This is a genomic window from Saccharopolyspora mangrovi, from assembly GCF_035320975.1.
Classification (GTDB): Bacteria; Actinomycetota; Actinomycetes; order Mycobacteriales; family Pseudonocardiaceae; genus Saccharopolyspora; species Saccharopolyspora mangrovi.
In genome coordinates this window covers 1-18709 of record NZ_JAWLNX010000040.1, presented here as the reverse complement: position 1 = coordinate 18709, position 18709 = coordinate 1, and the positions used below count along the sequence as shown (strand labels likewise).

Genomic DNA, 18709 nt, shown 5'->3' with positions numbered 1-18709 from the left:
CGCGATGGCACAGACAGCCACCCGCAGCAAGCCGTCCACGCGCACCGGCGCGGCCAAGACGCGGCGCAGCACCTCGGCGCGGGCCGGAGAGCGCGGCCGCTTCTCGGGCGAATCGCCCGAGCTGCTGCGCGACTACTTCTACGAGATGACCCTGATCCGCCGATTCGAGGAGCGCGCCGCCCAGGGCTACACGCAGGCCAAGATCGGCGGCTACTGCCACCTCAACCTCGGTGAAGAGGCGACCGTAGTAGGCCTGATGCGCTCGCTGCGCAAGACGGACCTGCTGTTCACCAACTACCGCGAGCACGGCTACGCCATCGCCAAGGGCATCGAGCCCGGCCGCGTGATGGCCGAGCTCTACGGCCGCACCACCGGCACCTCCAAGGGCTGGGGCGGCTCGATGCACATGTTCGACGTCGAAGCCGGTCTGCTCGGCGGCTACGGCATCGTCGGCGGCCAGATCCCGCTGGCCACCGGTGCCGCGCTGGCCATCGACTACCGCTCCGGCGACCAGGTCGTGATGTGCCAGATGGGCGACGGCACCACCAACATCGGTGCCTTCCACGAGGCGCTGAACATCGCCGCGCTGTGGAACCTGCCGGTGATCTTCGTGGTGGTCAACAACCAGCTCGGCATGGGCACCACGGTCGACAAGTCCTCGGCGGAGTCGGAGCTCTACAAGCGCGCTTCGGCCTACCGGATGCACGGCGAGCGGGTGGACGGCAACGACGTCCTCGCGGTCCGCGACGCCGCGTCCCGGCTGGTCGAGCAGGCCCGCGAGACCGGTCGCCCGGCGCTGCTGGAACTGGTCAGCGAGCGGCTCAAGGGCCACTCGGTGGTCGACCCGGCCAAGTACCGCAGCGAGGAGTCGGTGGAGAAGGCCAAGCAGGCCGACCCCGTCGCGAACTTCCGCGCGGAGCTGATCACGGCGGGCATCCTCGACGAGGACGCCGCGGTCGAGATCGAGACCAAGGCGCAGGCCGAGGCAGACGCCGCCGTGGCCTTCGCCGACGACAGCCCGCACCCGGACGTCGAGACGCTCTTCGACTACACCTACGCCACGCCGGTCGCCAACGATTCGCGACGGCTGCCCGCCGACCCGCTGTTCGTCCACAACTGACGGGTCGATTCCTCAAGTCCCCTTGCGGTTTTTGCGACACCCCGCCACACGTATCGCAACCCGGTGACCGGAATTCCTCGACGCCACACGAGGAATTCCGGTCCTGGGCCGCTTTTCCCGCTGTCAGGAGAAATTCCCTTGGCACTCATGACCTATCGCCAAGCGCTGCACGACACCCTCCAGGAGGAGATGCGGCGCGACGAGGACGTGTTCCTCATCGGCGAGGAGATCGGAGTCTTCGAAGGCTCCTACAAGATCACCGCCGGCCTGCTCGAGGAGTTCGGCGAGAAGCGCGTGCGCGACACCCCGATCGCCGAAGAGGGCTTCGTCGGCGCGGCGGTCGGCGCCGCGATGCTGGGCCTGCGCCCGGTGGTCGAGCTGATGACGATCAACTTCTCGCTGATCGCGCTCGACCAGATCGTCAACCACGCCGCCAAGATCTACGGCATGTTCGGCGGCCAGACCAGCGTTCCGATGGTGCTGCGCACCCCCGGCGGTGGCGGACAGCAGCTGGGCGCCACCCACTCGCAGAACATCGAGCTGTACTACGCGTTCGTGCCGGGCCTGAAGGTCGTCGCACCGAGCACGCCCGCCGACGCCAAGGCGCTGCTGCTGGCCTCGATCCGGGACAACGACCCGGTGCTGTTCCTGGAGAACCTCGCGCTCTACAACACCAAGGGCGAGGTCCCGGACGTGGTGGAGCCCGCCGAGATCGGCAAGGCGAAGGTGACCCGCGAGGGCACCGACATCACCATCATCGGCTACTCGCGGATGGCCACCGTGGCCCAGCAGGTCGCCGAGAAGCTGCACGACGAGCAGGGCATCAACGCCGAGGTCATCGACCTGCGCAGCCTGCGCCCGCTGGACCGGGACACCGTCGTGCAGTCGGTGCGCAAGACCGGTTGCGCCGTCGTCGCCGAGGACGACTGGCTGACCTACGGCATCGGCGCGGAGATCGCCGCCTCGATCTCCGACGGTGCCTTCGACTACCTCGACGCCCCGGTGCGGCGGGTCGCGGCGGCCGAGGTGCCGCTGCCCTACGCCAAGCCGCTGGAGCGTGCCGCATTGCCGTCCGCGGAGTCGCTGACCACCGCTGTTCACCAGACCCTGGACGCGGTGGGCCGCCGCCGCTGAGTCCCGTGCTCACCCGAGGAAGACGATGACTGACATTCAGATGCCGAGGCTCTCCGACACCATGGAGGAGGGCGTGATCGCGAACTGGCACAAGCAGGTCGGTGACAAGGTCGCGCGCGGCGAAGTGGTGGCCGAGATCGAGACCGACAAGGCCCTCATGGAGCTGGAGGCCTACGACGACGGGGTCTTGGAGAAGATCCTGGTCGAGGCCGGCACGACGGTGCCGATCGGCACGCCGATCGCGGTGCTGGGCGACGGTTCCGGCGCCGCCGCCGAGGCGGCCTCGGCACCCGCCGCTCCCGCTCCCGCCGCCGAGCCAGCCGCTGCGGAGCAGCCCGAGGCCCCGGCTCCGGCCGCTGCCCCGGCCGAGACCGCTGCCCCGGCCGAGACCGCTGCCCCGGCCGAGACCGCTGCCCCGGCCGAGTCCGGGAGCAAGCCGAAGGCTTCGCCGCTGGCCAAGGCCGTCGCCAAGGAGAAGGGCGTCGACCTGAGCGCGGTGCAGGGCACCGGGCCCGGCGGGCGGATCATCCGCGCCGACATCGAGGCCGCCGCGTCGGCGGCTCCGGCCGCTGCCGAGCCGGCTGCGGCCCCGGCCACGCAGGCCAGCGCTCCCGCCGTCGTCAGCGACGACGTCGAGGAGATCCCGCTGTCCAACATCCGGAAGGTCACCGCCAAGCGCCTGACGGAGAGCAAGCAGAACGCGCCGCACTTCTACCTGACCAGCGCGATCGACGTCACCGAGCTGCTGGAGTTCCGGGCGAGCCTCAACGATCGGCTGCAGGCCGCTGGTGGCCCGAAGGTCAGCGTCAACGACCTGATCGTCAAGGCGGTGGCGACCTCGCTGCGCGCCAACCCGTCGGTCAACGTCTCCTTCGCCGGCGACAAGATGCTGCAGCACAAGCGCATCAACCTCGGCGTCGCGGTGGCGATCGAGGGCGGTCTGGTGGTGCCGGTCGTCAAGGACGCGGACCGCAAGAGCGTCTCGGAGATCGCCACCGAGAGCCGCGAGCTGGCCGGTCGGGCGCGGGAGGGCAAGCTGAAGCTGGACGAGATGTCCGGCGGCACCTTCTCGATCTCCAACCTGGGCATGTTCGGCATCGAGCAGTTCAGCGCGGTGATCAACCCGCCGGAGGCGGCGATCCTGGCCGTCGGTGCGGCCCGCGACGAGGTCCAGGTCCGCGACGGCGAGTTCGTGGCCCGCAAGATCCTGCGCGTGACGCTGTCGGCCGACCACCGCGCTGTCGACGGCGCGGTCGGCGCGGCGTTCCTGCAGCAGTTCACCTCGTTGCTGGAGGACCCGATCCGCATCATCGCCTGATCGCTTCTCCACCGCCGCGGGCCCGGGAGAACGCCTCCCGGGCCCGCGGCCTTTTCGAAAGCGGCCGTTGCCGACCTCTGGGGGTAGTCGGCAACGGCCGCTTCGCATTCCGAAAATGCTTGGCAACTGAGTAGGAACACTCATTTTCGCGCGCGATTAACAATTGCTCGCGGATCGGATCAACCGCCGACCGGGTTTCTTTGCTGACTACCCATCGCCATTGGTTCTGCCAATTCAGTGATCTACCTATCGTTTTCCGCGAAATGCCCCAGACGGGCAAGATCTGCTTGGAAGACTCCCGGCCCGGATTCCGGCCTTCGAGGCCGATGCGCAACTGGGAGGACAAGAGCGAAAGTGCTGAAAACCAGGGGGAAGCGCCTGGCCGCGCTGCTGGTCGCGGCCACGGCGGTGACGGTGTCCTGCGGGCAGCTGGGGCCGCAGGCACAGCAACCACCGGCGACGGTGACGGTGACCCAACCCGCGCCGCAGGAGAGCTCGACGAGCGGTGCGGCGGAGAGCTCGGAGTCCACTTCGGATTCTTCGGAGGCGCCGTCGAAGTCGAAGGAACCCGAAGCCGAGGACGGGCTCGCCTGCGCGGCCGAGGAGCTGCAGCTGCAGCTGGATCCGAACTACCCGCAGGCCGACGGCTCGCACATGGCGCTCAAGGTCACCAACAACGGCGGGAGGCCGTGCCAGATCCGCGGCTACGGCGGCCTGCAGTTCGTGGACTACGACGGCAAGCCCGTCGACACGAAGCTGAACCGCCTGCAGGCGAACCCGCCGACGATCACCATCCAGCAGAGCCAGAGCGCTGGACTGGACCTGACCTGGGACATCTACCAGTCCCCGTGCGTGGAGCCGGAAACGCTCCAGTTCACGCCACCCGGCGACGACAAGGCGATCAAGTCGGTCTGGGGGAGGGGCGCGGTGTGCCGCGGCGGCCTGGTGGACGCGACCGCGTTCCGCAACGTCTGGGGCGGCTGACCAGCTGGCCTGAGTAATCAAGGGGAGGAAGAATGCCACAGCCACTTGTCTGGTTGCTCGACGTGCTGCGCGCGGCCGGGCTCAACGTGCACGAGACCGAGGGGTGGCGGGACCGTGCCGCGGCGGGCCGTCCGCCGGAGCCATCGGCGTGCTGCAACACCACACGGCGACGCGCACCACGCCGCAGAATCCGGCGCCGACGCTGAACATGTGCATCAACGGGCGGCCTGATCTGGACGGTCCCCTGTGCCAGGCGCTGATCGGCTTGGACGGTTCGATCCACCTGGTCGCGGCGGGCAGGGCAAACCACGCCGGTGAGGCCAAGGCCTCCGGGCCGATGCCCGCTGCCGGGAGCGGCAACGACATCTACATCGGCTTCGAGTGGGACTACCAGGGTGTGGAGCAGCACCCGTCCCGCGAGCAGTACGACGCGGCGGTGCGCGCGACCGCGGCCGTGCTCCGCCACCTCCGGGTGCCCGCTGAGCACACCAGGGGCCACAAGGAAACGACCACGACCGGCAAGATCGACCCGGGCAACGTCGACCTGAACCAGTTCCGGGCGCACGTGGCGGCGGCGATGAACCAGCCCGCACCGCAACCGAACCCGCCAGGACCTGCTCCGCAGCCGCAGCCGCCGCAGGGCCAGCCGCCGCTCCCGCCCATTCCGGACAGCCCGCCTGCTCGGGGTGGCAATCCCGGGCCGCCTGACCCGGCGGTGATGCGGATCATCTACCTGGTCGGGAAGCACATGAAGGTCTCCGGCTACGTGATGCTGGCGGCGTTCGAGACCGGCTTGGTCGAATCGCAGATGTCGAACCTCAACTGGGGCCACAGCACCTCGCTCGGTGTTTTCCAGCAGCGTCCGGAGTGGTGGGGAACGCCGCAGCAGCTGATGGACGTGCGGTACGCGGCGACGAAGTTCTTCGAGTCGGCGCTGAAGAAGGAGCGCGAGAACAGCCGGCGCAGCGCCGGGCAGCTCGCGCAGGACGTGCAGGATTCCGCGCATCCGGAGCGCTATGACCAGCGAGAAGCCGAGGCGCGTCGGCTGATCGACGAGACAGCTCGTGCCGTGCACGCCGCGCCGCCCGGACCGAACCCGCCGCCGCATCCCGGACAGCCGCCGAATCAGGGCCAGCCCCGAATCAGGGCCAGCCCCGAATCAGGGCCAGCCCCCGAATCAGGGCCAGGCCCCGAACCAGGGGCAGCCGCCGCAGCAGCCGCCCGCTCCGACACCGCCGCCTGCGCCTAGCCGGTGGTGCCGACAATGTTCGGGACGGGGATCCTGCCTGGTCGCGACGGTGCGTTGTTGGCGTTCGCGACGTCGGTCTCCGGTGAGGTCGTCACGGCGTGGCAGGTCGCGCCCGGCGGGGACTGGGTCGGTTGGCTGGGCATCGGTGGTGAGCCGGCCGGGCGGCCGGTCGTGGCGCGCGAACCTTCCGGCGGGATGGCGGCTTTCGTCCGCGACCGCAACGGCGAGGTGATCACGTCCTCCTGCCCGCAGCAGGGCGCCAAGTGGGGTCCGTGGATCGGTCTGCGCGGGCAGATCGCCGAAGACCCGGTGGCGGTCCTGCGCCCGGACGGTGCGCTCGCGCTGTTCGCGGTCGGCAAGGACGGCAAGCTGCACAGCGCGGCCCAGGCCGGTCGGGGCGGGCACTGGACCGACTGGGACGACCACGGCGGTGACCTGATCAGCCGCCCGGCCGTGGCGCTGGGGCCGAACGGTGCCGTGTCGGTGTTCGCCCGCAACGCCCAGCGCGAGGTCGTGATGTCCACGCAGGGCACCGCGGGCGCGGGCTGGTCGGAGTGGAAGAGCCTCGGCGGCAGCATGGCGGGCGACCCGGTGGCCGTCACCCTCGCCAACGGCGTGACGGTGCTGTTCGCGGTCGGCGACGACGAGCAGCTGTACTGCGCGGAGCGGCCCGGCGACGGCGGCCCTGGTCGGGCCTGGGCGGTGATTTCACCGGAACCCCGGCGATCGGCCTCAACCCCAGCGGGCGGCTGGAGGTGTTCGTCCGCGACACCGCCGGTGCCGTGCACACCGCCGAGCAGCAGGCCGCGCACGGCGGCTGGACGGCCTGGACCGATCTCGGCGGCGAGCTCGAGGGCGACCCGGTCGCCATCAGCCGCCCGGACGGCGCCTGCACCTTCTTCGCGGTGGGTCGCGACGGCGACATGGTCACGGCCGCCCAGCCGGAGCCGGACGCGCCGTGGGAACCGTGGAAGGAGCTCGTCGACTCCCTCAAGGCCTAGGAGCGGCGGCTTTTTCGCGCGCGGTGTCCCCCAGGCGCTGCTGGGGGACACCGCGCGCGTCGTGTCAGGACAGGGCGTCGAGGAGCTTGGGCGTGAGGTGGTCGAGGGCGTAGGGGATGCTGGACAGCGTCGCTGAGCCCAGGGCCATCGTGAGGTTGTAGTCGTCGAGCAGGACGAGCGAACCGCGCTTGGCCGCCGGGAGGTTGTTCAGCAGCGGGTCGTTGCGGACGGCCTCGACGTCGGTGGCCTTGGCCGTGGTGACGATGACGACGTCTGCGTCGAGCAGCGAGACTTGCTCCTTGCTGACCTTGACGTTGAACTTGCCGCCGCTGTCCATGCCCTCGATCGCCGGCGACAGGCGCAGGCCGAGCTGCTCCAGCAGCGCCGTGCGGGCGTCCTGCTTGGTGTAGGCGGCGTAGGTGCCCGCGGCGTCGGTGCGGACCACGACGTGCGTCTTGCCCTCGAAAACCGGGTTGGCCTTGCGGGTTTCGTCGACGCGGGACTGCGTCTGCTCGATGAGCCGGGCGACCTCGGCCTGCTTGCCCAGCGCCTGGCCGATGGTCTCGGCCTGCACCCGCCAGTTGATGCCGTAGTCGATGGAGTTCGGCGGCTGCGCCACGACCGGGGCGAAGCTGCTCAGCCGGTTGTACTGCTCCGGCGTCAGCGCGCTCTGCAACGCGACGGTGACCTCGGGTGCCAGCGCGATGACGCCTTCGACGTCGACCTCGCTGCCGAAGACCTTCGGCCGCTGCCCGCCCAGCATCGGCTCCACCCACGGCCCGACGCCGCTGTCCCACGGGCCCCACTTGGTCAGGCCGGCCGGGATCACGCCCAGCGGCAGCAGCACGTCGTGGTCGGTGATGCCCAGGCTCACCACGCGCTGCGGTGCCGCCTGGATGTCGGCCGCGCCGTAGCGGTTGGGGATGCGCGCCGGGAACCCGGGACCGGACGGGGCGTTCTCACTCGGGGTCGCACCGCCGCCGCTGCTGCACGCGGCCAGGCCCGCCGCAACGAGGCCGGTCGCGCCGGCCAGGAAACCACGACGGCCGATCACGCTGGGGGGAGGAGTCATCACCGAGTCCTTCATCATCCGGTTCGGGCGCACCGCCCGAAGTTGTCGCACAAGCGAGGCTAACCTAACTCACGTCCCGATCTCCCCGTCGTCGATCGGTGAATCTGCTCACCGACCTCGCGCTACGGTGGACCGAGATCATCGATCACGGGAGTCCCCTCAATGAGTTCGTTCGCCACCGGAATCCGCGCCCTGGGCTCCGGTCTGGGCATCATCCTGCGCAATCCGAAGCTGCTGCTGCTCGGCGCGATCCCCGCCCTGATCAGCGCGTTGTTGCTGCTGGGGAGCTTGGGAACGCTGATCTACTTCAGCGGTGACCTGACGGTCTGGATGACGCCGTTCGCCGACGGCTGGACCGAGTTCGCCCGCAAGGCCCTGCGGATCCTGCTCGGCATCGCGCTGGTGGGAGCGGCCGCGGTGCTGGGGTCGGTCTCGTTCATCGCGCTGACGCTGCTCATCGGCGGCCCGTTCTACGAGCACATCGCCGAGCAGGCCGAGCAGCAGCTGGGCTTGGACACCTCCGGCGACGGCGCCGGGTTCGCCCGCCAGCTCGGCCGGGGCGTGCGGGACTCGCTCAAGCTCGTCGTCGTGGCGCTGATCGGTGCGGTCGTGCTGCTGATCATCGGGTTCGTCCCGGTGGCCGGGCAGATCGCCGGCGTCGTGCTCGGGGCGCTGTTCGGCGCGTGGGTGATCAGCCTGGAGATGGTGGGGTTGGTGTTCCAGCGGCGCGGCCTGGCCTTCGGCGAACGCCACCGCAGGCTCCGCGAGCACAAGGCCATGACCCTCGGCTTCGGCCTGCCCGCCTACCTGTTGTGCCTGGTCCCGGTGCTGCAGCTGCTGATCATCCCGGCCGCGGTGGTCGGCGGGACGCTGCTGGCCCACCGCGTGATGCCGTCGGCCCACCGATCCTGAGCGGTAACTTCGAGGTGATGTGGGCGCTCATCCGGCGGCTTAGAGTCGGGGTGTGACACAGCCCGTTCAGCCCGACGAGTCCTACCTGCGCGCGGTCGCCGCAGCAACCGAGAAGGCCGTGGCCTCGGCCGAACCCCTGCGCTCCGGGCACACCGGCGCCGCGGAGGCGCTGCTCGCCGAGACCGAGCAGTGGGTCACCAAGAACCGCGACGACCTGCTGGAACTGAGCCACGACCTGCACGCGCACCCGGAGGAGGCCTACGCCGAGCACCGCTCGGTCGCGCAGACCGCCGAGCTGCTGCGGCGCTTCGGCCACGACGTCGAGGTCGGCGTCGGCGGGCTCGACACCGCGCTGCGCGCGAGCGCCGGCAGCGGTGGGCCGCACGTGGCGGTGCTGGCCGAGTACGACGCGCTGCCCGGGATCGGGCACGGCTGCGGGCACAACATCATCTGCTCGGCCGGTGTCGGTGGTTTCCTCGCCGCGGCCACGGCCGTGGAGCGCACCGGCGGCCGGGTCAGCCTCGTCGGCACTCCGGCCGAAGAAGGGGGTGGCGGCAAGGAACACCTGGCCAGGGCGGGGGTTTTCGACGACGTCGACGCGGTGGTGATGCTGCACCCGTTCTCCCACGACATCGCCACCCACCCGTTCCTCGGGCGCAGGCAGGTCGAGATCGTCTTCCACGGCGTGGCCGCGCACGCCTCGGCCCAGCCGTTCATGGGCCGCAACGCGCTCGACGCCGTCGTGGCGACCTACCAGGGCATCGCGGCGATGCGCCAGCACATGCCCTCCACCGACCGCGTCCACGGCGTGATCACCGACGGCGGCAAGCGCCCCAACGTGGTTCCGGACCGGGCCGCCGCGCTGTTCTACGTGCGCTCCGCCGAGCCCGGCTCGCTGCAGGACCTGGCGCGGCGGGTGGAGTCGATCGCGCACGGCGCGGCCGAGATGACCGGTTGCGGCGTCGAGCTCAACTGGGACCACAACCCCGCCTACCTGCCGATCCGGCACAACGACGCGCTCGCCGCTCGCTGGGCCGGGCACCAGAGCAGGCGCGGGCGGACCTCGTTGCCGCGCGGCGTCGTCCCCGACTACCTGACCGGGTCCACCGACCTCGGCAACATCAGCTTCCGGATCCCGTCGATCCACCCGATGATCGGGCTGGGCGATGCGAACCTGTCGCTGCACACCGAGGGTTTCGCCGCCGCAGCCGGTTCCGCAGCCGGCGACTCGGCGGTGATCGACGGGGCCATCGGGCTCGCTCTGACCACAGTGGACTACCTCGCCGACGGTGACCTGCGCGACGCGGTCCGTGACGAGTTCGAGGCCGTCGGTGGGGTCCTGGACGTGCCGAACTACTTCAGCTGAGGCGCGGAGCCGGGTTCCTGCGCTCCCATCGCTGAGGGGGCAGCAAGTAGGGTGGCGCCGGTTCCTCGTCGTCTAGTAGGTCGGATCCGTTGTGGACGAATTGGTGCGGAACGCGACCGCGCGGTTGCTCGACTCCGGGAACGTCGCCGCGCTCATCGCCGGAGTGATCGCGCTCGTGCTGGTGCTCAACCGCAGCACCTGGTTGCCGCTGCGCAACGTCGTGACGATCGCCCACGAGGGCGGGCACGCGGTGGTGGCGCTGCTCAGCGGCCGCAAGCTCAACGGGATCCGGCTGCACTCCGACACCTCGGGGCTGACGGTCTCCACCGGCCGCTCGCACGGGCCCGGCATGGTGTTCACGCTGCTCGCGGGCTATCCGGCGGTGTCGCTGCTGGGACTGGGCGGAGCGTGGCTGGTGACCTCGGACCGCGAGCGGTGGATGCTGTGGGGCTGCATCGCGCTGCTGGTGCTGATGCTGCTGGCCGTGCGCAACGCCTACGGCGTGCTGTCGGTGCTGGTCACCGGTGGTGCGCTCGGCGCGGTGTCGTGGCTGGCCAGCCCGTCGTGGCAGGCGCTGTGCGCGGCGCTGCTGTGCTGGTTCCTGCTCATCGGCGGTCTGCGGCCGCTCAGCGAGCTGGGGCGCAAGCGCCGCCGCGGGCGCGCCGGCGACTCCGACGCCGACCAGCTGGCCCGGCTCACCGGCGTAGCCGGGGGAGCGTGGATGTTCCTGTGGTTCCTCTTCGGGCTCGCGTCACTGCTCCTCGGAGGCTTCTGGCTGCTGCTGATGCCGCAGGTCTAGGAGCTGTTGAGGTGGTCCTTCTGCTCGGCGGTGCGGGTGGCGGAACCTGAGCGGCTCCGTGGACTCCGTGCGCCACTCATGATGCATGGCCAATTCACGGCGTCGCGGCGTACTCGCCACGAAGCCGCTCAGAAATCCCCCGCAGGGCACGGCACCGCGGTGCCAGCTGCGAGGGTGGTGAAAGAGGATGCGGCTCCGCCGCATCCTTCGAACAGCGTCTAGGTGGGCGTCGGCACCATTTCTTGCCGCGCGGTCGGATTTCTAGCAGCATCGCGGCGTGACGACTGCGAATGCACTGGGTGGCAAGTTTCCGCTGGACGCGGGTCTGACGGTCAACCGCATCGGGTTCGGCGCGATGCAGCTGGCCGGACCGGGGGTCTTCGGCCCGCCCGCTGACCGGGACGAGGCGATCGCCGTCCTGCGGCGCGCCGTGGAGCTGGGCATCGACCACATCGACACCAGCGACTTCTACGGGCCGTGGGTGGTCAACGAGCTGATCGCCGAGGCGCTGCACCCCTACGAGTCGCACCTGGTGCTGGCGACCAAGATCGGCGCCTACCGCGACGACGAGGCCAACTGGCTGCCGCTGAACCACCCGGCGGCGCTGCGCGCCCAGGTGCACGACAACCTGCGCCGGCTCCGGGTCGACGCCCTCGACCTGGTCTACCTGCGCGACATGGGACCGCAGGACGGCATCGCCTTCGCCGACCAGGTCGGTGCGCTGCACGAGCTCAAGGAGCAGGGCCTGGTCCGCAACCTCGGTCTGTCCAATGTGGAGCTGGATCACTTCGAGGAGGCCCGGTCGATCACCGCGATCGCCTCGGTGCAGAACCTCTACAACGTGGTCAACCGCACCTCGGCCGCGCTGCTGCACGCCACCACCGAGGCCGAGGTGGCGTTCGTGCCGTTCTTCCCGCTGGGCTCCGGCTTCGCCGACAGCCGGGCGCGCCGCGACGAGGCCCTCCGGTCCGTCGCCGACAAGCACGGCGCCACCCAGGCCCAGGTGTCGCTGGCGTGGCTGCTGCACCACGCGTGCAACGTCCTGCTGATCCCGGGCACCTCGTCGGTGGCGCACCTGGAGGAGAACACCGCCGCCGGGACGCTCGTCCTCGACGAGGACGACACCGCCGAGCTGGACGCCCTGGTCGCCGACGGCGAAACCCTAGAGGAAGCGCACTGATCACGCGCAGGTTGATCGATCCCGATGTGACGGCCATGACGTCCCGGTGGCGCGCGCCCGGTATCCTGTGCGGGTGCGCGCCGCCGGACGGGTGCGCAAGTCGATTCGCTTCGCCAGGTTGACGCTGACGGACGGGTGAGATGAGCGAGGGTGATCCGGACGGCCTGCCGCCGGGATCCGTGTGGCGGTCCGATGCCGCACGTCGTTGGGCGTCCGAGCTCAGGACCACCTCGTTCCTCCCCCTCTCCCGCGCGGAAGTCGAGGAGGTGCTGGCGGAGCTGCTGGACCACGTCCTGGTCGCGCTCGAGGACAGCTCCAAGGCGGGCGTGACCGGTCGGATCGTCGGCGATCGGCTCGTCGAAATCCACGCCACCGGCGAGGAAAGCCTCTCGGTGAGCCTGAGAGTTCTTCAGGACGCGCTGCTCTCGGACCACACCAAGGTCGACGCGCTGCTGGCGGTGCTCACCGAGATCGCCGCCGGGTACGCCGCCGCCGACCGCGAGAACACCTTCACCCAGCAGGAGACGCTGAACAAGGCGCTGCTGAAGTCCAAGCTCAAGACCGACCGCGAGCTCAAGGCCAGCGAAGCGCGCTTCAGCGAGGTGTTCACCTCCACCCCGATCGGCGTGGCCATCACCGACCTCGACGGTCGGTTCGTGCAGGTCAACCCTGCTTTCGGGCAACTGCTCGGGTATCACGCCGACGACCTGGCGCCGATGACCATCGACCGGCTCTTCCACCCCGAGGACGCCGAGTACCTCAGCGCGTCCTACCGCGAGCTGATCGAAGGTGGCAGCGCCAAGCGGATCAGCGACCGCAAGCGCCTGGTGCGCGCCGACGGCGAGGCCGCCTGGTGCTACCTGGGCGTGTCCGTGCTGTGCGGCGCCGACGGGGCGCCCAGCGGCGTGGTGACGATGGTCGAGGACATCACCGAGCTGCACCTGCTGCAGGACCGCTTCCAGCACCAGGCGCTGCACGACGCGCTGACCGGGTTGCCCAACCGCGGGTTCTTCCACACCCGGCTGGAAGCGGCGCTGGTCAACCTGCCCCGCGACGCCCACCTGGCGCTGTACCAGCTCGCGCTGGACGGGTTCGAGCTGATCAACGACGGGCTCGGCTACCCCGTCGGCGACCAGCTGATCCGGACCGTCGCGCGACGCCTGGAGCACCTCGTCGAGGACGAGGAAGCGCTGGTCGCGCGCTTCGGCGGCACCGAGTTCGCGCTGCTGGTCTGGGAGCAGAACGGCACGCCCGGGGTGCCGAGGATGACCCAGCTGATCAACGAGATGCTCGCCGAACCCGTCTACGTCGGCGGGCGCGGCATCGCGGCCTCGGCCAGCATCGGCGTGGTGCAGCGGGACGTCGGGGAAGCCGACGCGGCGAACATGCTGTGGGCCGCCGACGTCGCGCTGCGGCGCGCGGAGGCCGCGGGCAAGCGGCAGTGGGCGCTGTTCGACCCGGACCTGGCGCCCGAGGAGCGCGAGGAGAGCCAGCTCGCGGCGATCATGCCGGGCGGCCTGGAGATGGGCGAGTTCGACGTCGTCTACCGCCCGCAGATCCGGTTGCCCGGCGGCGATCTCTGCACCCTGGAAGCCGAGTTCCGCTGGGACACCAGCGATTTCGGCGTCATCGAGCACGCCGACTGCCTGCGGCTCGCGGAGCGCTCCGGGGTGACGCTGTCGATGCGCGACTGGATGCTGCAGACCGCCTGGCAGCAGCTGGCGGAGTGGCACGCCGGAGGTCACCGCGTGCGGCTGTCGGTGTCGCTGAGCCCGAACCAGGGTCGCGACCCGGACCTGGCGGCCGTGGTGCACAAGGTCCTCGACGGCTCCGAGCTCGACCCGCGTTGGCTGCGGCTGTGCATGCCGATCGCCGCGATCAGGGATAACGAGGAGGCGCGGGACAACCTGCGGCACTTGAGCTCTCGCGGGATCCAGGCCTCGCTGCACGACTTCACCGGATCACCGGGCGAGCTCCGGCTGCTCCGCGAGATGCCGGTGGACTCGGTGCGGCTCTCGCAGGAGATCGTCCGCCTGGTGCACCAGGCCGAATCCCCGGACGTGCCCGAGATCCAGGCGCTCCGCGCGCTGATCCCGCTGATGAACGGCGTCCGGTTGTGCGTCGACCACGTCGAGACCGAGGACCAGCTCGCGCTCTGGCAGGACATCGGCTGCGTCGTCGCCGCGGGCCCGCACCTGGGGAACCCGCTGCTGTCCTTCGACGTCCCGGACCTCCTCACCCGCTCCTGAAACGCCGGAAGCCCCCACCGCCGGTGGGGGCTTCCGCAGGTGGAGCGTCAGTTCTGGTAGACGGGCTGGGTTTGCGGGTTGAACTCCTCGTAGCGGACGTGCTTGGCGGAGTCGGTCCGCTTGTCGCGCAGGTCGAGGACGTCCAGGCCTTCCTGGATGCCGCTGGAGTAGATGTGGCCGTTGTAGTAGTACGCCGACCACGAGCCCGCCACCTGCAGCTCGTTCGGGTTGAACGTCGAGCGGTCGAAGTAGGCGATCTCCTTCGGGTTGGCGGAGTCGGTGAAGTCGAACACCGAGATCCCGCCCTGGTACCAGGCCTGGACCATGAAGTCGCCGCCGGCCACCGGGATCAGCGAACCGTTGTGCGCCACGCAGTTCTCGGTGTCGGCCTGGTGCCGCGGGATCTTGTAGTAGCTCTTGAACGCCAGCTTCGAGTCCGCGCCCGAGCCGGTGATGTCGTAGATGCCGTTGGCGCCGCGCGTCGGGCCGGTGGCCTCGTTGCAGGTCGCCGCGCCGCCACCACCGAGCTCGTCGGTGAAGATGACCTTGGTGCCCTCGTTGTTGAACGTGGCGCTGTGCCAGAACGCGAAGTTCGTGTCGTCGCGCACCTGGTTGATCACGCGCGGGTTCTCCCGGTCGGAGATGTCGAACAGCACGCCGTCACCCATGCACGCGCCCGCCGCGAGGTCCTTGGACGGGAACACCGTGATGTCGTGGCAACCCGTGGTCTCGCGGACGCCGTCCGGCTGACCGGGGTTGCCGCCGTCCGGGAACAGCACCGGGGCGTTGACCAGCTCCGGAGCGGCCGGGTCGGCCAGCGGCACCTTGATGATGGAGATCTTGTCGTGCGGCGGCTGGCAGTTCGGGAACTCCGCCTTCGGGCCGTAGGACGAGACGTAGAGGTAGACGCTCTCACCGGTCTTGTCCGGCACGAGGGTGTGGGTGTGCGAACCGCAGTCGGTCGCGATCGCCGAGACGTAGCGCGGCTTGGCCGGGTCGCTGATGTCGAAGACCTTCATGCCCTCCCACCCGTTGGGGTCGGCGGCGTCGGTCGCCTCGCTGGTGCAGGTGTTGTTGCTGCGCGGGTAGTCGGTCGAGACGAACAGCAGGTTGCCGGAGACCGACATGTCGCCCTGCCCACCCGGGCACTGCACCTGCGTGACGATCCGAGGCTTCTTCGGGTTGGCGATGTCGTAGACGACGAAGCCGTCGTAGTTGCCGACGTAGGCGATGTTCTGCTTGAACGCGATGTCCGTGCCGTAGGCCTCCAGTGTGTTGAAGGGGGCTTGCTTGGGCAGGTTCGCGACGTGGTCGACGTTCTCGCTCTTGTCGATCTCGGAGTTCGGCGGCGCGACCTGCTGAGCGGAGTACTGCTCGGGTCCGTCGCTCGGTGGCGTCGCGGCCGTCGCGGGCGCGAGGGACAAGCCCAGCACGAGCGCTCCGATCGCCGCGCCCAGCGCGCGCCTCCGGCCGGTTGGTTTCGGGATCAAAACCGATCAACCCCCTGTTTCGACGTGGTCGCCGCCGCCACCCTGGCAGCCGCCGACAGCGGTTTCGGGCAACCGCACTTGCCCAGTATCGTGTTGCCAGATTAAGCCTGGAATAGGTCTTTTCGGCGGATTTTTCACGGTTTTCCCAGAAGGGGCGGAAATGGCGCGGATGTCGGTGCTGGGAATCCTGCTGGTCACAGGCGTTGTGGCGGGGTGCGCGGGCGAACCGCCGGCGCCTGCGGGTCCCCCGGTCGTGCAGCCCGGTGCGCCCGGTGACCAGCCGAAGGTGGTAGCCAGCGCCGCTCCGGACCGGGGTGGCGCGAGCCAGGTCGAGGTCGACTACCTGCGCAACATGATCGCCCACCACCAGCAGGCGCTGGAGATGACCGCGCTGACCGCCGAGCGGGCGCAGAACCCGAAGCTGCGCGCCCTTTCCGAGCGAATCGAGGGCGCGCAGGGACCGGAGATCGGGATGATGCAGGGCTGGCTCGACACCCGCGGTGCCGGGCACGCCGGACACGCCGGGCACGACCACGCGACGATGCCGGGCATGGCCACGCCCGACCAGCTCGCCCAGCTCGGGGCCTCGCGCGGCCCCGACTACGACCGGCTGTTCCTGCGCTTGATGATCGCCCACCACGAGGGCGCGTTGACGATGGCGACGCAGCTGCTGTCCACCGGCCGCGACGAGCAGGTCCACGAGATGGCACAGGACGTGCTGGTCACCCAGCAGGACGAGATCGCCACGATGCGAGGCCTGCAGGCCGAGGTCGGCTAGGCCTTCAGCGCTGCTTGCACGATCGCGAGGGCTTCGGACTTGGGGATGCCCAGCGCTTGGGTGATCTGCGCGTAGGTCGCCGCGGCTTCGGCGGCTCGCGCGGCGGCCTGGTCGCCCGCGTCGCTGACGAAAGTACCTGCCCGGCCTCGGGTTTCGATCAGACCGGCCTGCTCGAGCTCGCGGTAGGCCTTCGCGGCGGTGTTCGCCGCGATCCCGAGCTCGGCGGCCAGCGCCCGCACGGTGGGCAGTTTCGCGCCGACCGCCAGATCACCCGAGGTGATCCGCTCGGCGATGCTGGACCGCACCTGCTCGAAGGGCGGTACTTCGGAGTCCGGATCGACGCTGATCCGCATACGCTCACCGTCCCGATTCGCGCACAACACTATGACCCACCCAGTATCTGCCTCCCCCGCCCGCCACTCTCGCCGGGGTCCCCACCACGACCACCCCGATTACGCCGGTAATCAGTACCCGGATTACTGCGGTATTCCGTGTTCGACCCGGATTACGCCGGTAATCGGGTGCCGGAATACCGGCGTAATCCGGGTTCGTTTTCTGAGTACTGCGGTAATCGGGTGGCCGATTGCGGCGGTGATCAGGGTTGTGGGGGTGGTCGGGTCAGGTTCGGCGGAAGGTTTTGAGGAGGGTTTGGGCTGCTTGGCCTGGGGGGAGCTTGCCCTCGGCGACCTGGGATTCGATGGTGGAGAGGATCGACTGGACCTCGGGGTCGTGGGTGAGGTCCGCCAGGAGCTGGTCGCGGACCATCGACCAGGTCCACTCGATCTGCTGGCGGCTGCGCTTGGTGGCCAGCTCACCGGTTTCCGAGAGGGTTTCGCGGTGTTGGCGGATCTGCTCCCAGAGGGTGTCCAGCCCGAGCGAGCGCAGGCCGCTGCAGGTCAGGACCGGGGGAGTCCAGGAGCTGCTGACCGGGGTGAGCATGCGCAGGGCGCTGCGGAGCTCGCGGGCGGCCTTCTTGGCCTCCACCTCGTGGTCGCCGTCGGCCTTGTTGACGGCGATGATGTCGGCGAGCTCCAGGACGCCCTTCTTGATGCCTTGGAGCTGGTCGCCGGTGCGGGCCAGCGACAGCAGCAGGAAGCAGTCGACCATGGCGGCCACGGTCACCTCGGACTGGCCGACGCCGACGGTCTCCACCAGGACCACGTCGAAGCCGGCGGCTTCCATCAGCAGGATCGTCTCGCGGGTCGCGCGCGCGACGCCGCCGAGCGTGCCTGCTGACGGCGAGGGCCGCACGAACGCCGAGGGGTCCGACGCGAGCCGCCCCATCCGGGTCTTGTCGCCGAGGATGCTGCCGCCGCTGCGCGTCGACGACGGGTCGACGGCCAGCACCGCTACCCGATGCCCCTCCTCGGTGAGCATCGAGCCCAGCGCTTCGATGAAGGTCGACTTGCCCACGCCGGGCACACCGGTGATGCCGATCCGGTGCGCGCCGCCGGTGTGCGGGAGCAGCTCGGTGAGCAGTTCCTGCGTGAGCGCGCGGTGGTCGGCGCGGGTGGACTCCACGAGGGTGATGGCCTGCGCGAGCTTGGTGCGCGAGCCGTCGAGGACGCCCTCGGCGTAGTCGTGGATGTCGATCTTGCGTGGCATCAGTGCTCGAGGCGGGTTCGGAGTTCGTCGAGGAGTCCGGAGGCGGCGTCGGCGATGACGGTGCCGGGGGGGAAGATCGCCGAGGCCCCGGCTTGGCGGAGTGCGTCGAAGTCGGCGGGCGGGATGACGCCGCCGACGACGATCATGATGTCCTCGCGGCCGATGGCGGCCAGTTCCTCGCGCAGCGCGGGCACGAGGGTGAGGTGTCCGGCGGCGAGGCTGGAGACGCCGACGATGTGCACGTCGGCTTCGGCGGCTTGGCGGGCGACTTCGGTGGGGGTCTGGAACAGCGGGCCCACGTCGACGTCGAAGCCGAGGTCGGCGAAGGCGGTGGCGATGACCTTCTGGCCGCGGTCGTGGCCGTCCTGGCCCATCTTGGCGACCAGGATGCGGGGTCGGCGGCCTTCGGCCTCGGCGAAGGCCTCGACCTGCTGGCGGGCCGATTCGAGCTG

General features: G+C 70.0%; 18 protein-coding genes. 12 read left to right on the top strand and 6 right to left on the bottom strand.

The genetic code is table 11. The features are described 5' to 3' along the window. Positions 1 to 4: 4 nt before the first annotated feature. From pdhA to R4I43_RS33105, 5 genes are all read left to right on the top strand, one after another. On the top strand, positions 5 to 1120 hold the full coding sequence (pdhA, locus tag R4I43_RS33125) for a pyruvate dehydrogenase (acetyl-transferring) E1 component subunit alpha (RefSeq protein WP_324269675.1): 1116 nt from the start codon (positions 5 to 7) through the stop codon (positions 1118 to 1120). A 147-nt stretch (positions 1121 to 1267) separates the two neighbouring features. Then, the gene (locus R4I43_RS33120) at positions 1268 to 2254 is read left to right on the top strand and encodes an alpha-ketoacid dehydrogenase subunit beta (RefSeq protein ID WP_407691356.1); all 987 of its coding nucleotides are present in this window, start codon (positions 1268 to 1270) and stop codon (positions 2252 to 2254) included. A 25-nt stretch (positions 2255 to 2279) separates the two neighbouring features. After that, entirely contained in the window at positions 2280 to 3572 is a 1293-nt protein-coding gene (locus R4I43_RS33115) for a pyruvate dehydrogenase complex dihydrolipoamide acetyltransferase (RefSeq protein ID WP_324269673.1), read from the top strand. 354 nt (positions 3573 to 3926) lie between these two features. Next, positions 3927 to 4556 carry a DUF4232 domain-containing protein gene (locus tag R4I43_RS33110; RefSeq protein ID WP_324269672.1) on the top strand — a complete coding sequence of 210 codons (630 nt, stop codon included), beginning with the start codon at positions 3927 to 3929 and terminating at the stop codon, positions 4554 to 4556. 148 nt (positions 4557 to 4704) lie between these two features. Beyond that, on the top strand, positions 4705 to 5805 hold the full coding sequence (locus R4I43_RS33105) for a peptidoglycan recognition protein family protein (protein WP_324269671.1): 1101 nt from the start codon (positions 4705 to 4707) through the stop codon (positions 5803 to 5805). Here R4I43_RS33105 and R4I43_RS33100 read toward each other — a convergent pair. After that, positions 5802 to 6416 (bottom strand): hypothetical protein, encoded by a 615-nt coding sequence (locus R4I43_RS33100; protein ID WP_324269670.1) that lies wholly within the window; start codon positions 6414 to 6416, stop codon positions 5802 to 5804. The genes R4I43_RS33105 and R4I43_RS33100 overlap by 4 nt on opposite strands. 144 nt (positions 6417 to 6560) lie before the next feature. Here R4I43_RS33100 and R4I43_RS33095 point away from each other — a divergent pair, with 144 nt between their 5' ends. Next, a complete protein-coding gene (locus R4I43_RS33095; RefSeq protein WP_324269669.1) occupies positions 6561 to 6806 on the top strand; it encodes a hypothetical protein in 246 nt (81 codons plus the stop codon). Positions 6807 to 6870: 64 nt separating this feature from the next. On the opposite strand, the gene R4I43_RS33090 is transcribed toward R4I43_RS33095, so the two are convergent. Beyond that, the gene (locus R4I43_RS33090; RefSeq protein WP_324269668.1) at positions 6871 to 7878 is read right to left on the bottom strand and encodes an iron-siderophore ABC transporter substrate-binding protein; all 1008 of its coding nucleotides are present in this window, start codon (positions 7876 to 7878) and stop codon (positions 6871 to 6873) included. Between the two features lie 162 nt (positions 7879 to 8040). On the opposite strand from R4I43_RS33090, the gene R4I43_RS33085 reads away from it, so the two are divergent. The 5 genes from R4I43_RS33085 to R4I43_RS33065 all read left to right on the top strand — a co-directional run bounded on the left by R4I43_RS33085 (position 8041) and on the right by R4I43_RS33065 (position 14384). Beyond that, entirely contained in the window at positions 8041 to 8790 is a 750-nt protein-coding gene (locus tag R4I43_RS33085; protein ID WP_324269667.1) for an EI24 domain-containing protein, read from the top strand. Positions 8791 to 8842: 52 nt separating this feature from the next. Continuing rightward, the gene (locus R4I43_RS33080; protein WP_324269666.1) at positions 8843 to 10156 is read left to right on the top strand and encodes a M20 family metallopeptidase; all 1314 of its coding nucleotides are present in this window, start codon (positions 8843 to 8845) and stop codon (positions 10154 to 10156) included. Between the two features lie 103 nt (positions 10157 to 10259). After that, positions 10260 to 10955, top strand: coding sequence for a M50 family metallopeptidase (locus R4I43_RS33075; protein ID WP_324269665.1), 696 nt, complete (start codon positions 10260 to 10262; stop codon positions 10953 to 10955). Positions 10956 to 11232: 277 nt separating this feature from the next. Continuing rightward, positions 11233 to 12135: an oxidoreductase gene (locus R4I43_RS33070; RefSeq protein WP_324269664.1), complete on the top strand. Its 903-nt coding sequence runs from the start codon at positions 11233 to 11235 to the stop codon at positions 12133 to 12135. A gap of 140 nt (positions 12136 to 12275) precedes the next feature. Then, on the top strand, positions 12276 to 14384 hold the full coding sequence (locus R4I43_RS33065) for a putative bifunctional diguanylate cyclase/phosphodiesterase (protein WP_324269663.1): 2109 nt from the start codon (positions 12276 to 12278) through the stop codon (positions 14382 to 14384). A 47-nt stretch (positions 14385 to 14431) separates the two neighbouring features. Here R4I43_RS33065 and R4I43_RS33060 read toward each other — a convergent pair whose 3' ends face one another. Continuing rightward, positions 14432 to 15871, bottom strand: coding sequence for an LVIVD repeat-containing protein (locus tag R4I43_RS33060; protein WP_324269701.1), 1440 nt, complete (start codon positions 15869 to 15871; stop codon positions 14432 to 14434). A gap of 163 nt (positions 15872 to 16034) precedes the next feature. Here R4I43_RS33060 and R4I43_RS33055 point away from each other — a divergent pair, with 163 nt between their 5' ends. Then, entirely contained in the window at positions 16035 to 16652 is a 618-nt protein-coding gene (locus R4I43_RS33055) for a DUF305 domain-containing protein (protein ID WP_324269662.1), read from the top strand. Here R4I43_RS33055 and R4I43_RS33050 read toward each other — a convergent pair. The 3 genes from R4I43_RS33050 to R4I43_RS33040 all read right to left on the bottom strand — a co-directional run. After that, on the bottom strand, positions 16649 to 17005 hold the full coding sequence (locus R4I43_RS33050) for a GntR family transcriptional regulator (protein WP_324269661.1): 357 nt from the start codon (positions 17003 to 17005) through the stop codon (positions 16649 to 16651). The genes R4I43_RS33055 and R4I43_RS33050 overlap by 4 nt on opposite strands. 265 nt (positions 17006 to 17270) lie before the next feature. Continuing rightward, positions 17271 to 18257 (bottom strand): methylmalonyl Co-A mutase-associated GTPase MeaB, encoded by a 987-nt coding sequence (gene meaB / locus R4I43_RS33045; RefSeq protein ID WP_324269660.1) that lies wholly within the window; start codon positions 18255 to 18257, stop codon positions 17271 to 17273. Beyond that, positions 18257 to 18709: cobalamin-dependent protein (locus tag R4I43_RS33040; RefSeq protein ID WP_324269659.1), on the bottom strand; the 453-nt coding region annotated here is incomplete at its 5' end. The genes meaB and R4I43_RS33040, both read right to left, overlap by 1 nt.